Source organism: Proteus sp. G2673, assembly GCF_009915125.1.
GTDB classification, from domain to species: domain Bacteria; phylum Pseudomonadota; class Gammaproteobacteria; order Enterobacterales; family Enterobacteriaceae; genus Proteus; species Proteus penneri.
Genome location: NZ_JAABLT010000014.1, coordinates 63,904 through 80,162, shown reverse-complemented (window position 1 = coordinate 80,162; position 16,259 = coordinate 63,904). Strand labels below are relative to the sequence as shown.

Here is a 16,259-nt window from a genome sequence, read left to right as displayed (position 1 = left end):
AGACAGGGTAATTACAATGAAAAATGTTGGTTTTGTGGGCTGGCGTGGTATGGTCGGCTCCGTTTTAATGCAAAGAATGGTTGAAGAACGTGATTTTGATGGGATAAACCCTGTTTTCTTCACCACATCTCAATTAGGTGAAGCAGCACCTGCTTATGGTAATCACCGTAGCACTCTGCAAGATGCTTATGATATTGATACGCTAGCATCACTCGATATTATTATTAGTTGCCAAGGTGGTGACTATACCAATGAAATCTATCCAAAGCTGCGCCAAGCAGGTTGGCAAGGTTACTGGATTGATGCCGCATCAGCACTGCGTATGAATGATGATGCCGTGATTATTCTCGATCCCGTCAACGGTCAACATATTCAAGACAGCTTAAACAAAGGCATTAAAACTTTTGTCGGCGGTAACTGTACGGTCAGTTTAATGCTGATGTCATTAGGTGGCCTGTTTGCTAACAATTTAGTGGAATGGGCAAGCGTATCGACTTATCAAGCCGCTTCTGGGGCGGGAGCTCGCCATATGAGAGAGTTACTGTCACAAATGGGCTCTTTACATAATCAAGTAGTGAAAGAGCTAGAAAACCCAGCATCTGCAATCTTAGATATTGAACGTAAAGTCACTAACTTTACGCGCAGTGGTACAATGCCAACTGAGCAATTTGGTGTTCCTCTGGCAGGTAGCTTGATCCCTTGGATTGATAAACAATTAGAAAACGGCCAGAGCCGTGAAGAGTGGAAAGGACAAGCTGAAACTAACAAGATCCTAAATACAGGTTCAAATATTATTCCTGTCGATGGCCTTTGCGTTCGTATTGGTGCATTACGTTGCCATAGCCAAGCCTTTACTCTAAAGCTGAAAAAAGATTTACCTGTTGCTGAAATTGAACAATTACTTGCCAACCATAACGACTGGGTAAAAGTCATCCCTAATGATCGTGAGTTGACTATTAGAGAGTTAACACCAGCCGCAGTAACGGGCACATTAAGCACTCCTGTAGGGCGTATTCGTAAACTGAATATGGGCCCTGAATTTATTTCAGCCTTTACAGTCGGTGACCAACTACTATGGGGTGCAGCAGAGCCTTTACGTCGTATGTTGAATATTCTGCGTTAATTTTCCAATAAAACAGCTCCCATAAATAGAAAAAAACCAGCTAATTGAATTAGCTGGTTTTTTTACTTAGCGACATTACACGTCATTAGATATCAATATTTGCCGCTTTCAACGCATTCTCTTCGATAAAGGCACGGCGAGGTTCAACCGAATCACCCATCAAGGTGGTAAATAACTCATCGGTTGCAATCGCATCTTTAACGGTAACTTGCATCATACGACGTGTATCTGGATTCATGGTGGTTTCCCATAATTGTTCTGGGTTCATTTCACCAAGGCCTTTATAACGCTGTACAGCAAGACCACGACGAGATTCTTTTGTAAGCCACTCAAGTGCTTCTTCAAAACTTGAAATCGCCTGGCGACGCTCTCCACGCTCAATAAACGCCCCCTCTTCAATTAGGTTACCAATAATGTCACCTAAATGAGTAATACGTTGATATTCGCTACTGTGGATAAAGTCATAATCCAGTTTATAGTCTGTATCAATACCGTAAGTACGGATACGTAATACAGGCTCGAACAGACGGTTTTCATCGTTTTGAGTGATGGTATAACTATAAGTGCTACTTTGCTCTTCCGCATTATTTAAACGGTTGACCAAGCCACTCATCCACTCTTCAACTTTGGTTTTGTCAGATAAATCTTCTTCTGTGAGCGTTGAATGGTACACCAAGCTATTTAACATGCTCAGTGGATAAATGCGCTCCATACGACGAATAATTTTATGTGCAGCATGGTAGTCAACAACCAGTTTTTCAAGTTGTTCACCGTGCATTGCTGGCGCATGTTCACTAATATAAAGCGCTGCACCATCAAGCGCTATCGACATCAGATATTCGTCCATCGCATCATCATCTTTGATGTATTGCTCTTGCTTCCCTTTCTTCACTTTGTAAAGTGGTGGTTGAGCAATAAAGATATGACCACGTTCGATAATTTCTGGCATTTGACGATAGAAGAAAGTCAGTAATAACGTACGAATGTGAGAACCATCGACGTCGGCATCCGTCATGATGATAATGCTGTGATAACGCAGTTTATCTGGGTTATATTCATCACGACCAATACCACAACCTAATGCTGTGATTAATGTTGCTACTTCTTGAGACGCCAGCATTTTATCAAAGCGCGCTTTCTCAACGTTGAGGATTTTACCTTTTAACGGCAGAATAGCCTGTGTTTTACGGTTACGCCCTTGTTTTGCAGAGCCGCCCGCAGAGTCCCCTTCCACTAAGTACAGTTCAGAGAAAGCAGGATCACGTTCAGAACAGTCTGCTAATTTACCTGGTAAGCCACCTAAATCTAATGCACCTTTACGACGTGTCATCTCACGTGCTTTACGTGCAGCTTCACGAGCACGAGCAGCATCAATAATTTTACCGACAACGATTTTCGCATCGTTTGGATTTTCTAACAGGTATTCCACCAGCTTCTCATTCATCAGCGTTTCTACCGCTGTTTTAACTTCTGAAGAAACCAGTTTATCTTTGGTTTGTGATGAGAATTTAGGATCTGGAACTTTAACAGAGATAACCGCAATCAAGCCTTCACGCGCATCATCACCCGTTGCACTGATTTTCGATTTCTTATTAAACCCTTCTTTATCCATATAGTTGTTTAACGTACGAGTCATTGCAGTACGGAAACCAACTAAGTGTGTACCACCATCACGTTGTGGAATATTGTTGGTAAAGCAATAAACATTCTCTTGGAAGCCATCATTCCACAGCATCGCAACTTCAACACCAATACTATCTTTTTCAGTGGAGAAATAGAATACATTTTGATGAATTGGCGTTTTATTACGGCTTAAGTATTCAACGAATGCCTTAATACCGCCTTCATAATGGAAATGATCTTCACGGTTATCACGTTTATCAATTAAACGGATAGAAACGCCTGAGTTTAAGAATGACAACTCACGCAGACGTTTTGCTAAAATGTCATACTGGAATTCAGTCTCGCCTTTAAAGGTTTCAAGACTTGGCCAGAAGCGAACAAATGTGCCTGACTTTTCGGTATCACCAATCACTTTTAAGCGATCATCAGGTACACCATGACGATAAATTTGCTGATGGATTTTTCCATCGCGATGAATAGTCAGTTCGAGTTTTTCAGACAACGCATTAACAACAGAAACCCCTACACCATGAAGTCCACCAGAGACTTTATAGGAGTTATCATCGAATTTCCCCCCCGCATGCAGAACCGTCATAATAACTTCTGCTGCTGAAACACCCTCTTCTTGGTGAATGCCGGTTGGAATTCCACGACCATCATCTCGAACAGAGACGGAGTTATCTGAATGGATAGTGACAATAATCTCATCACAGAAACCCGCGAGGGCTTCGTCGATTGCGTTGTCGACCACCTCGAAGACCATGTGATGCAGACCGGTTCCATCATCTGTATCCCCGATATACATCCCCGGGCGCTTACGCACCGCATCCAGCCCTTTTAATACTTTGATACTTGAGGAGTCATATGTATTCGACATCAACGTTTCTCGCTTTATTCCTATGGTTTAACCTCTATTTTGCCACGTTCTACGCTAAATAGCCTGCTATTTACATCTAGCATATCTTTCACTTGCCCTTGTGTTATCGCACTGACAAACACTTGAGCTTGCGTAGACTTTAGACGCTCGGCTAACAATTGACGCCGACTTGCATCTAATTCGGAAGCAAAATCATCGAGCAGATACAGGCATCTTTGCCCATTCTTACGAGTGAAATATTCACCTTGTGCCAGCCTCAATGCACACATCAACAACTTGAGCTGGCCTCGTGACAACATATCTTCTACTGGCGTGCCATTTGCTCTAATACGTAAATCCGCTTTATGAGCACCAAGTGAGGTATAGGCTAACATTTTATCACGTTCAAATTGACGTGCTAGCAACTCACCATAATCAGTTTCTTTATCCCACCCCCGCTGAAAACTGACTTTCAGCGAAAATTCAGGTAAAAACAGATGACACGTTTCTTCAATATCTTTAGCGATATCTTCAGTATATTGAGCTCGCCATTCACTTATCTGTTGCGTTAATAAGATAAGTTCTTTATCCCAAGGCATCAGCTGTCGATAAGACGTTGCTTGCCTTAGTGCTGCATTACGTTGCTTTAAAACACGTTTTAAATCCGACCATGCAGCGAAAAATCGAGGTTCATTATGAAAACAGCCCCAATCGATAAACGCGCGACGATATTTAGGCCCACCATTCAGTAAAGTAAAACCTTCTGGTGTTATTAATTGCATGGGTAACAATTTTGCTAACTCTGCAATTTTATGACCATCGCTACCATCAATACGAACTGTACTATTTCCTTCGCGATCTTTACTTAATCCAATCGCATAGCCACGGCTTTCTTCATTAAGCCCACTTAAACGCCCATGAAGAATAAATGCATTTTCATCATGTTGGATCACGCGATTTGCTTGAGAACTACGAAATGCTCGTCCATGTCCTAAGGTGTAAATCGCTTCAAGTATACTTGTTTTACCACTCCCGTTTGGTCCAACAAGAAAATTAAAGCCATCCGCTAATGGCAGATCCGCCTGTTCGATATTTCTAAAATGGCGGATCAATAAACGGGATAAAATCATGTTAGTGACTATTATAAACGCATTGGCATAACAACATAAGCAGCTGCAGAACTTGCCACATTTTCAACTTGAACACTTGAAACGGCATCAGTCAGTAACAGCTTAACTTCTTCGCATTTCAAGGTATTCAATACATCAAGGAGATAGCTGACATTAAAGCCAATTTCCATTTCTTCGCCTTGATATTGAACATCAACAATTTCTTCTGCTTCTTCTTGCTCAGGGTTGTTGGCTGTGATTTTTAATTGACCACTCGTGAGGTTAATACGCACACCGCGGAATTTCTCATTAGATAAAATGGCAGCACGAGAAAATGCCTGTTTAAGAATATCACAACCTGCAATTACTGTTTTGGTTGGGTTTTTCGGTAATACACGACGATAATCAGGGAAACGACCATCAACCAACTTCGAGGTAAAAATAAAATCACCTACATGCGCACGTATATTGTTACTACCGATTTGTAGTTGCAGTGAACTTTCACCACCACCATCCAGTAGACGCATTAATTCAATAACACCTTTACGAGGAACAATAACCGAGTGACCAGGTAAAGATTGTCCGATATCCATCGAACATACGGCTAAACGGTGCCCATCTGTTGCAACCGTGCGTAATTCAGTGTTTTCAGTTTCAAACAACATACCGTTGAGATAATAACGCACATCTTGATGTGCCATTGAAAACTGAGTGGATTCAATGAGGCGTTTTAATGTTGCTTGAGGCAAAGTAAATTCAACCTCACTTTGCCAATCATCTAAGTTAGGAAAATCAGATGCAGGTAATGTTGATAAGGAGAAGCGGCTACGACCTGAACGCACTAATAGGCGATCACCATCTAGCTCAACACTGATTTCAGCACCTTCAGGTAGCCCACGCCAAATATCAAAAAACTTACGCGCAGGAACAGTTGTGGCGCCAATTTCATGAGACTGGCTGAGGCTAACTCTCGCTACCATCTCCATTTCAAGGTCAGTTCCTGTTAGTGATAAGGTGTTTTCAGTCACCTTAAGCAATAAGTTACCTAAAATAGGTAATGTTGGACGACCACCTAAAGGGCCACTTACTTGTTGTAGCGGCTTAAGAAGCTGTTCACGTTCAATGATAAATTTCATAGCGCTAGGATGATAATGTTCTGATTAAGTTAGAAAAATCTTCTTTGATGTCATGACTTTCTTCACGCAATTGCTCTATCTTTCTGCATGCATGAAGTACAGTTGTATGATCACGACCCCCAAAGGCATCCCCGATTTCAGGCAAGCTGTGGTTTGTTAATTCCTTTGCCAGCGCCATTGCCATTTGCCTCGGACGGGCAACCGATCGAGATCGTCGCTTTGACAGTAAATCAGCGACTTTAATTTTATAATACTCAGCAACCGTTTTTTGAATATTATCGATAGTGACTAATTTTTCTTGCAAGGCCAGCAGATCACGTAATGCTTCACGTACAAAGTCGATAGTAATCGCACGACCTGTAAAGTTTGCGTTAGCAATCACTCGATTTAACGCACCTTCAAGCTCACGGACATTAGAACGAAGTCTTTTAGCAATAAAAAAAGCCACTTCGTCAGGTAACTGAATTTGGTTTTCATCCGCTTTTTTCATCAAAATCGCGACTCGGGTTTCAAGTTCAGGTGGCTCAATAGCAACCGTTAATCCCCAACCAAAGCGCGATTTTAATCTATCTTCAACACCGTTAATCTCTTTAGGATAACGGTCTGACGTTAAAATAATTTGCTGATTACCCTCTAACAATGCATTAAAGGTATGAAAAAATTCTTCTTGTGAACGCTCTTTATTGGCAAAAAATTGAATATCATCAATTAAGAGGGCATCCACAGAACGGTAATAGCGTTTAAAGTCTTCTATCGCATTATTTTGTAACGCTTTTACCATATCTTGTACAAAACGTTCAGAATGCATATAAACAACTTTTGCATTCGCTTTACGTTCCATAATGCTGTTACCCACTGCGTGCAACAAGTGGGTTTTACCCAGTCCTGTTCCACCATATAAAAAGAGTGGGTTATAAGCGCCACCTGGGTTATCAGCGACTTGTCTTGCTGCTGCCCTTGCTAACTGGTTTGATTTACCTTCAACAAAGTTATCAAACTTATGTTTAGGGTTAACATTAGAGCGATAATTGAGCTCAGGCAGTTGAGACGCAGGTTGATTATCCCAACTAGGGCGAACAGGCTGGCTATGTGTTGGAGTTGTATTCACCGTTGGATGTACAACAGCTTTAGGAATACTTTCCGTAGTACGCCCTGATGCAGGCTTATTACCAACTTCAAAACGTAAAGAAGGGACTTCTGAGCCACAAAAATCCACTAACAATGCATTAATATTATTAATGTATTTTTCTCTCACCCAATCTAAAACGAAACGATTAGGTGCATACAGTGCCAGCGTATTATCGCTTAGTTCTGCCTGCAAGGGACGTATCCACATACTAAATTCAGTGGCAGGTAACTCATCCTGCAATCGGGCAAGACAATGCTGCCAAAGCGAAAGTGACACGGCGGACTCCCCTAAAAAAACAAGACTAAAAAATAAACAGGAAAAATGCAGTTAAACACTGTGTGCCTAAATACAAAGTGCACAACACCGTTCCTCTTCAATTCTTAATAAGGAACAACTCTTGGTGACAACGATTTTTTTACATCGTGACTCACGATCGCAGACTGGCTATTCTGATCGTGACGGGGGATCATATCGCAAAATGAAACGAAGATCCTCTTTCTTTTGCACAGTTTTTATGGTTTTTATCCACAGGCTTACTGATTTAAGATAATTCACCAAATGAAATATGCAAAGGCGTTCTAGTGTACTTGAGTCGCCCTATAAATAGCAATTGGGGATAACTTTCTCTTTACATAAATCTCTCCTTCTTATAGGAAGTGATCAAATATCTCTCATTTGATCCACCAAAGATCCTTGCGCTTTCACCATGAGTCCGTATAATCTTGCACCCTGCGTGCTTGTACCAACAAAGTCACTTATTAAGGCTCTCTTTCAGGTCGCTAATAAGCGTACTCGTTGCGCATAAGTCAGGATTGATTATCGGGTTTGCTAAAAAAGACGACAAAAATCGGTACTTAAAGCGTCATCTTGATTGACGCATTTGAGTGATTTTATTACAATCCCGCATCTTTCCATCATTGATGCTGCGATTGAAGTACTGGTTTGTTTATTTATTGCACGCCTGTCTGTCAACGCATTTGCTGAATCAGTAATTATATTAAGTAGGTAGAAATCGCCATGAAACGCACTTTTCAACCGTCTGTACTGAAGCGCAACCGTAACCACGGCTTCCGCGCTCGTATGGCCACTAAAAATGGTCGTCAGGTTCTGGCTCGCCGTCGTGCGAAAGGCCGCGCTCGTCTGACCGTTTCTTCGAAATAATAAAAGCTAACCATTCCGTGGTTAAGCTCGCTTTTCCAAGGGAGTTACGTTTGTTAACTCCCAAGCATTTCAATTTTGTTTTCCAGCAACCACAACGTGCGAGTTCTCCAGAAGTTACTATTTTGGGTCGCCAGAATGAGCTGGGGCATCCCCGCATCGGTCTAACAATCGCAAAGAAAAACGTTAAACGTGCTCATGAGCGTAATCGTATTAAACGATTAGCCCGTGAATACTTTCGTTTACATCAGCATGAATTACCGCCGATGGATTTTGTGCTATTAGTAAGAAAAGGGGTTGCTGAACTTGATAACCATCAATTGACGGAAGTGTTGGGTAAATTATGGCGTCGTCATTGTCGCTTGGCTCAAAAGTCCTGATTTTGCTAATTAGGGGCTATCAACTGGGGATTAGTCCTCTGTTGGGGCCTCGTTGTCGTTTTAATCCTACGTGCTCTAATTACGGAATTGAGGCATTGCGCAGGTTTGGAATGATAAAAGGTAGTTGGTTAACAGTGAAACGCATATTAAAATGCCACCCTTTACACGAAGGTGGTGATGATCCTGTCCCACCTAGAAAAAACGACGATAACAGAGAAAATTAACGATGGATTCGCAACGCAATCTTCTATTCATCGCTTTGCTGTTCGTTTCTTTCCTGATCTGGCAGCAGTGGGAGGGTGATAAAGTTTCACAAAACACCACCACTACCGCTCAGGTCTCGCAACAAGCGGACGTGCCAAGCAGTGATAGTCTTGCTGTAACTGGTAACAGCAATGAGCAGGCAAAATTGATTACCGTAAAAACTGACGTACTTGATCTTCGTATCAATACTCAGGGCGGTACTATCGATGAGGCTGATTTGTTAGCCTATCCCGCCGAGCTTAATTCGACTACGCCTTTCCGTTTACTGGAAACTACACCACAATTCCTGTATCAGGCTCAAAGTGGCTTAATCGGCCCTGATGGTCCAGATCAGAAATCTCGCCCAGTTTATAGTGCTGATAAAAACGAATTCGTACTTGGTGAAAATCAGGATGAATTACGCGTACCTATGACTTTTGTGAATGAAGAAGGGGTGAAATTCATCAAAACCTTCATTCTGAAAAAAGGTCAATACGATATCAGCGTTGATTACAAAATTGAGAATACAACAGATAAAACACTGACAATGAACTTCTACGGTCAGTTAAAACAATCTGTTAAATTGCCAGAAAGCCGTGATACTGGTAGCAGCAACTTTGCGCTACACACTTATCGTGGTGCGGCATACTCATCAGATGAAACCAACTATAAAAAATACAGCTTTGGTGATATCGAAGATAAAAACTTATCTCTAACCACCAATAATGGCTGGGTTGCAATGTTACAACAGTACTTTGCAACAGCATGGGTTCCTTCTAAAGATAGTCAGAATAATCAATTCTATACTATCACTTTGGAAAACAAATCTATTGCTCTGATTGGTTATAAATCAGCACCGGTGACAATTGCACCCAATAGCACAGCTGACATCAGCTCTACATTATGGGTTGGTCCTGAAATTCAGTCAGAAATGTCCGCTATCGCGCCACATTTAGACCTGTCTGTAGACTACGGTTGGTTATGGTTTATCTCTCAGCCACTGTTTAAACTGCTGAAATTCCTTCACAGCTTTATCGGTAACTGGGGCTTCTCCATCATCATGATCACCTTTATCGTTCGTGGTATCATGTACCCGCTGACTAAAGCACAGTACACCTCCATGGCGAAAATGCGTTTACTGCAACCCAAACTGGCTGCACTGCGTGAACGTATTGGTGATGACAAACAACGTATGAGCCAAGAAATGATGGCGTTATACAAACAAGAGAAAGTGAATCCTCTGGGTGGTTGTTTACCACTGATTATCCAGATGCCAATCTTCCTTGCTTTGTACTACATGCTGATGGGCTCAGTTGAATTACGTCATGCGCCATTTATGTTATGGATACAAGACTTGTCTGCGCAAGATCCATACTACATCCTGCCATTATTAATGGGTGTGACAATGTTCATCATTCAGAAACTGTCTCCAACTGCAGTGACTGACCCGATGCAACAAAAAATCATGACCTTTATGCCGGTTGTGTTTACTGTATTCTTCCTGTGGTTCCCATCAGGTCTGGTTCTGTACTATATCGTCAGTAACTTAGTGACCATTATCCAGCAGCAGTTAATTTACCGCGGTCTGGAAAAACGTGGCTTACACAGTAGAGACAAAAAATAAGGTCACATGAGGAAAAACCTCTTCCTTGGTTACATTCAAAGGAAAGTGACATAAAATAGCGAAGGCGGTCTACAATGACCGCCTTCTGTTTTTTATATTGATATGATTATTCTGATTAAGCGAGTACACCATGCATAGCACTGATACTATCGTCGCTCAGGCCACACCTCCGGGAAGAGGCGGTGTTGGTATCCTACGCGTTTCTGGCCCCAAAGCTGCCCTTGTGGCGCAAACCGTTTTAGGCAAATTGCCTAAACCTCGTTATGCCGATTACCTGCCATTTCGCAATGATGACAACTCAGTACTTGATCAGGGTATCGCCCTTTTCTTCCCTAATCCGAACTCATTTACAGGTGAAGATGTACTAGAACTACAAGGCCATGGCGGCCCCGTTATTCTAGATTTATTACTAAAACGTATTTTACAAATTCCTGGTGTGCGTATTGCAAATCCCGGAGAATTTTCTGAACGTGCATTTTTAAATGACAAACTCGATTTAGCACAAGCAGAAGCGATTGCTGATTTAATTGATGCCAGCTCAGAACAAGCAGCACGTTCAGCGATTAATTCATTACAAGGTGCATTTTCTTCTCATGTTAACGAGATGGTAGAGTCATTAACTCACTTACGCATTTATGTTGAAGCGGCTATTGATTTCCCTGATGAAGAGATTGATTTTCTTTCTGACGGCATCATCGAAGGAAAACTCAATGCTGTTATTGCTGAATTAGATGATGTTCGTGCTCAAGCTCGCCAAGGTAGCCTGTTACGTGAGGGAATGAAAGTGGTTATCGCTGGTCGTCCTAATGCAGGTAAATCAAGCCTATTAAATGCATTAGCTGGCAGAGAAGCGGCCATTGTCACGGATATTGCTGGTACAACTCGCGATGTATTGCGTGAACATATTCATATTGATGGTATGCCTTTGCATATTATCGATACAGCAGGCTTACGTGAAGCCAGTGATGAAGTTGAACGCATTGGTATTGAACGTGCTTGGAAAGAGATTGAGCAAGCAGACAGAGTGCTATTTATGGTTGACAGCACCACAACCGATGCAACAACACCTGAAGATATCTGGCCTGAATTTATGGCACGTTTACCAAACACCTTGCCTGTGACTGTTATTCGTAACAAATCAGATTTAACAGGGGAAAATGCTGAGATCACGGCACAAGGAAACTACCCGATGATCCGCTTATCTGCTCGTGATGGTATGGGTATCGAGTTACTGCGCGATCACCTAAAAGAAGCGATGGGCTTTAACAGTAATACTGAAGGTGGTTTCTTGGCTCGTCGTCGCCATTTACAGGCATTAAATACCGCAGCAGAACATTTACAGCAAGGTCATGAGCAACTGGTTTATGCAAAATCAGGTGAGTTATTAGCAGAAGAGCTAAGACTCGCTCAACAAGCATTAAGTGAAATTACAGGTGAATTTACCTCAGATGATTTATTAGGTCGTATTTTCTCTAGTTTCTGTATTGGGAAATAACAACTCAACATTACCTGCTATACCGTGTAACTTTCAATTTAACGGTTATAGCAGGTAAAATCAGATCTACACGCTATAACCATTAGACCTTGATCTACACGCTATAACCGGTATATTAGATATTAACGCCTATAACCGGTAGAAGATGATGATTATAATTAACGCCTATCAACTCAGCGTACATCTAAAAGATGTCCGATTAACAAAAAAACTATCTCAAAGTAAAGTCGCCAAAAAAGTAGGAATTCGACAAGACACCGTGTCCAATTTTGAACTTAATCCTAATTCCACCAAACTAGAAACCTTTTTCAAACTGCTCTCTGCACTAAATTTAGAGATGGAAATTCACCCTAAAGATGCTAAAAATAATTTAGCACACAAAAGTGAATGGAAAGAGGAGTGGTAAATGGCGAGTCTTGATGTATATATGAATGAATACTATGTGGGGATTTTTACTAAAAAAAGTTCGGGTGCGCATTTAACTTAGGTAATAAACTTTCTCAAGAAAAGTAAAATGAATGACTTATCTTCTTTTACTTTTTATATTATTTAATACCATTCTTTAATTACACGATTAAAAATAAATATCAGACGATATATCTAGTTATTTTTTATTTATTCATTGAGTAAATAACGCAATCGTTTACTTTATCTTTTCCTTTTTTAAAAAGAAAAATAGATTTTAGATAGAGAAAAAATAGGTATTAAAATTATCATGTTTCATGATCAAAATATAGAAAACCAGTCAATGACAATGCTAAACTTCGCCTTTAGTTAACTGGGTAAATATCCCCTTTATATTTAAGAGTCTATCGTGAGAACGCTTTATTTTACTGCGCTGACAACAGGCATTCTTTCTGCCATTTGGGCATTTGTAGCTAATCAATTTGATTTATTAAGTTGGGCTGGTTTTCTAGGTTGTACAGCTTATTTTGCTTACCCTAAAGAAGGATTAAAAGGGTTAGCAGTAACAATTGCCACAATTATGAGTGGCGTGATTTGGGCATTAGTAATTATTTATGGTAGCCAACTGTTTGATGATATATCTATTTTCGGCTATGCCGTAACGGGTGTGATTGCCTTTATAATGTGCGTTCAAGCTAAAAGCACTCTGCTTGCCTATATTCCTGGTACCTTTATTGGCGCCTGTACCATTTTTGCTGCTCAAGGTGATTTAACACAAACTATTCCTTCACTTATTGTCGGTGTGTTATTTGGTTATGCAATGAAAATGAGTGGACTGTGGGCTGCCAATAAATCACAGAGAAAAGCAGTTTAATTAATTTATCAAACCAATAAAAAGCGGTAACTTGATACTTTCCCTCTTAAAGTACCGCTTTCTTTTTTCCCTTATATTTTCTACTTTCCCTCATAGATAACTAACAAACTTTGAAATTGTAGTTCGTTTCTATTTACGTCAAAAAGGAGATCTCACACAAAACGCGAAAAGGAATATAGCTATGACGACCCCGACACAATCTACACACTACAACATTATTGTAATGTCAGATCCTCAACCTTGGAGACTCAATTTAGATAATAATGATCCCAATGACGATCAAACTCGTTGGGAGGCAACAGTTAGAAAAGTCAGAGATAGCATACAATTATTACATCGCGAAAAATCTTTTGCTTTTGGTATTATTAACGGCGACTTAACGGAATTTGGTCGTCGTCATCAACGAGAAAGTTTTCGCTCTCTTTTTGCCCCATCTCCCTTAGGATTTAATACCTATGTCGGTTTAGGTAACCATGATTATCAAAATAATGTCGGTGATTGCTCAGAACCGAGTAATTCTGATTACAGTATGAATGCTTGTGCCAGAGGCATGGTGTTTGATATGCATTATCGTATTGAAGAATACCGTCATTATTCAACCTCAGAAAATTTCCAGTACGATAGTAGTGAATATTCAGGTAGTAAAGCCTATTCGTGGGACTATGGTGAAATCCATTTTGTTCAATTACAAAATTATCCTACTTATCACGTAGTACTCGACCATTGGGCTGCATCAACAATCAATGTCACGGATTCCATTGATTGGTTAGAAAAAGATTTAATCCAAGCTCGCAATCGTAATAAAACCATTATTTTAAATTTTCATGATGGTAACCAACATTTTCCTGAAAACTCCTCTCAAGAAGAACTCTCCTTTTTTAAATACATGATTGAGCACTATGGTGTGAAAGCAGTTTTTGTTGGCCATACACACTATGTTGGACAAGATAATCGTTACGGTGGTAGTGAGATCTTTGGTGATATTCCCGTTTATAACAGTGGCGCTTTATTTAAAGGGGATTACTTATCTGTTGAAGTTAATGGCTCGCAACTTTCTATTGCTGTTTATAACGGATTATCTGGCCAGCCTCAATTAATCGAACAATGGAACTAAATATTAAACAAGGAGTTTTCTTTATGCATTTCAATCCATTAAAAGTCGCCATTAGTCCTTCATCACTCCCTGCAACACAGCCATTAATCTGTATCGACTACCAAAAACTCCAAGAAGGTATGTTGGATATGATTAACCGCAATAGTAATGTATTACCGACCATTGTCGATAAATTTAATGAGCAAGATCCACTCAATGCTCCCATTATTGTAGGACAAACCGTCATCGGACATATTATTGGTTTAATACCGGTTGTCGGTGGTGCATTATCAAAAATCACCTCTGCACTCTTTGGTATGATGAATAAAAATATGAAAGATAGCTCGCTAGCTAATCAAATTATCGAGCATGTCTCTCGTATTATTGACGCTAAAATTGCTGATAATAATGTTAAAATTATCAAACTCACCACAGAGGGAATATCCGATGTGTATCAGTTATTCTCTGATTCGTTTGCTCGTTATCTTGATCCTACAATGCATTATTCTGTACAACAAAAAAAAGATTTACGGGAACAAGTACTCAACCGTTTTGATGATGTAATTACGACAATCGTTTCTCAACAACCATTAGTCTTAAATTTAGCGCAATCCGCAGGCTTACCTTTTTATTGTCATTGTTGCGCCCTTTTTGTTGCTGCGCATTACGATATTCTCACTAATAAAGATAAACTTGAATTAAGTGATGATTACTTTAAAAGTAATCTAAAAACATTAAGAGAAAGTGTAGATAAATTTAATAGCGCAATTCATACCGCCATTTATCGGCAAACATCTAATATATTTAAAGATGATTATAATAAAAGTAATGTTTTTTTATCCGGTATTTACACATCAGGATTATCTTTTTATCAGGCTTGGATAAAAAAGAGTTTTGAAATCGAATTTAACACACCATTTTCTCGCTGGAATAGCTTAGAGTTATATGGACATGACTATAGCCATACCGATCCTAAAATCAGCTATTACAAAGCTTACTTTGATATAGGCAAAGATATATTACATCGAACATCCATGTTACAAAGTATCGAAACCTATTCTCATATTGATGCTGTTATTCGTATTAAACACAACTATTTAAGTATTGAAAAAGTACCAGATAGTTTTCAATATGAAGGCTGTTATGGTGTCGCGGGGGATAGTCGTGATGTATTAAAAACAGACACTTTTTTTACACCAGATAGCAGTAAAGCATATTTATCGCCCTCTCAAATTTTACCTTCTGTACGTTATATTTCTGATACCCCTTGGGGCGCATTACACTATATGGTGCTTGATGATGTAAACAATAATAGCTTTACCATTGGTCAAGGCCGCCGAGAGAACAAGTCTTATCTTAATATTCCTGGTTACTGTTTTAATGGCGTAAACCTTTATTTAAGCCGACATAATGGTAAACAATGCCATGATGATTCTGGCGCTTGGTTAACAGAATCTGCACCTATATTCCGTTTTTATGACGGTTATGCTTCTCTTACACTAGAAACTAAAAACCACTTGCCTGTACGACAAAAAAGCTATGAGTTGGATTTAAATCATGGGTTTGATACGCAATTAAGTAAAGCTCAATATGGGTATAGTGATATGCTGGTGGGTAAAAACTGTATTTTGTTAAATCAAGAAGCCTATTTTTGCTTACCTTCAGAAGAAACGATTGGAAAAACAAATAATTCGCAAAAAATGAAGGTGTTATTACAGTGCGCAGCTGAAAGTGAACAATCACTTTCAGTTTCTGTGAGAACGGGCAATGCCCTTAAAGGGACATTAATTGCTTCAAATACCTTTTCTCTTGGCCTAAATCAGGACAATATCATTTATAAAATAACACCATTACTTAATCATCCAGTAACAAATAAAAAAGCCTATTTTCGAACTTATCAACTTGAATTAGATTATTTATTCACACAAGAAAACGCATCCAATCTTTATTTTTATTTGCACTTTTCTAAACCTAACACTGTGTTAGCAGATATTACTGTACTGTTTTAACC

Annotated in this window: 14 protein-coding genes; 10 read left to right on the top strand and 4 right to left on the bottom strand. The window is 39.8% G+C overall.

Translation table 11 applies throughout. The annotated features are described in order from the left end of the window. Positions 1-16: 16 nt before the first annotated feature. Entirely contained in the window at positions 17-1,123 is a 1,107-nt protein-coding gene (gene asd / locus GWI59_RS07285; protein WP_006534267.1) for an aspartate-semialdehyde dehydrogenase, read from the top strand. Between the two features lie 85 nt (positions 1,124-1,208). On the opposite strand, the gene gyrB is transcribed toward asd, so the two are convergent. The 4 genes from gyrB to dnaA are packed head-to-tail and all read right to left on the bottom strand — an operon-like array spanning position 1,209 to position 7,252. Beyond that, on the bottom strand, positions 1,209-3,623 hold the full coding sequence (gene gyrB, locus GWI59_RS07280; protein ID WP_161724356.1) for a DNA topoisomerase (ATP-hydrolyzing) subunit B: 2,415 nt from the start codon (positions 3,621-3,623) through the stop codon (positions 1,209-1,211). A 20-nt stretch (positions 3,624-3,643) separates the two neighbouring features. Beyond that, positions 3,644-4,732 (bottom strand): DNA replication/repair protein RecF, encoded by a 1,089-nt coding sequence (gene recF, locus GWI59_RS07275; protein WP_161724354.1) that lies wholly within the window; start codon positions 4,730-4,732, stop codon positions 3,644-3,646. 11 nt (positions 4,733-4,743) lie between these two features. After that, positions 4,744-5,847 (bottom strand): DNA polymerase III subunit beta, encoded by a 1,104-nt coding sequence (gene dnaN / locus GWI59_RS07270; RefSeq protein WP_072064715.1) that lies wholly within the window; start codon positions 5,845-5,847, stop codon positions 4,744-4,746. A gap of 4 nt (positions 5,848-5,851) precedes the next feature. Next, entirely contained in the window at positions 5,852-7,252 is a 1,401-nt protein-coding gene (dnaA, locus tag GWI59_RS07265; RefSeq protein ID WP_006534274.1) for a chromosomal replication initiator protein DnaA, read from the bottom strand. Between the two features lie 741 nt (positions 7,253-7,993). Here dnaA and rpmH point away from each other — a divergent pair. The 9 genes from rpmH to GWI59_RS07215 all read left to right on the top strand — a co-directional run bounded on the left by rpmH (position 7,994) and on the right by GWI59_RS07215 (position 16,257). Beyond that, entirely contained in the window at positions 7,994-8,137 is a 144-nt protein-coding gene (gene rpmH / locus GWI59_RS07260) for a 50S ribosomal protein L34 (protein WP_004246509.1), read from the top strand. 17 nt (positions 8,138-8,154) lie between these two features. Then, on the top strand, positions 8,155-8,514 hold the full coding sequence (rnpA, locus tag GWI59_RS07255) for a ribonuclease P protein component (RefSeq protein ID WP_071788569.1): 360 nt from the start codon (positions 8,155-8,157) through the stop codon (positions 8,512-8,514). After that, complete coding sequence (gene yidD / locus GWI59_RS07250) at positions 8,478-8,738, top strand: membrane protein insertion efficiency factor YidD (RefSeq protein WP_072064717.1); 261 nt, start codon at positions 8,478-8,480, stop codon at positions 8,736-8,738. Before rnpA ends, yidD begins: the two co-directional genes overlap by 37 nt. Positions 8,739-8,740: 2 nt before the next feature. Next, positions 8,741-10,381, top strand: a complete 1,641-nt coding sequence (gene yidC / locus GWI59_RS07245) for a membrane protein insertase YidC (protein WP_072064719.1) — start codon at positions 8,741-8,743, stop codon at positions 10,379-10,381. 130 nt (positions 10,382-10,511) lie between these two features. Beyond that, a complete protein-coding gene (gene mnmE / locus GWI59_RS07240) occupies positions 10,512-11,876 on the top strand; it encodes a tRNA uridine-5-carboxymethylaminomethyl(34) synthesis GTPase MnmE (RefSeq protein WP_006534279.1) in 1,365 nt (454 codons plus the stop codon). 148 nt (positions 11,877-12,024) lie between these two features. Beyond that, positions 12,025-12,282: a helix-turn-helix domain-containing protein gene (locus tag GWI59_RS07235; RefSeq protein WP_072064722.1), complete on the top strand. Its 258-nt coding sequence runs from the start codon at positions 12,025-12,027 to the stop codon at positions 12,280-12,282. 408 nt (positions 12,283-12,690) lie between these two features. Further along, entirely contained in the window at positions 12,691-13,155 is a 465-nt protein-coding gene (locus GWI59_RS07225; RefSeq protein WP_006534283.1) for a DUF1097 domain-containing protein, read from the top strand. A gap of 181 nt (positions 13,156-13,336) precedes the next feature. Continuing rightward, positions 13,337-14,269, top strand: a complete 933-nt coding sequence (locus tag GWI59_RS07220; protein WP_161724352.1) for a metallophosphoesterase — start codon at positions 13,337-13,339, stop codon at positions 14,267-14,269. A 23-nt stretch (positions 14,270-14,292) separates the two neighbouring features. Beyond that, positions 14,293-16,257: a hypothetical protein gene (locus tag GWI59_RS07215; RefSeq protein ID WP_193524914.1), complete on the top strand. Its 1,965-nt coding sequence runs from the start codon at positions 14,293-14,295 to the stop codon at positions 16,255-16,257. Positions 16,258-16,259 lie beyond the last annotated feature (2 nt).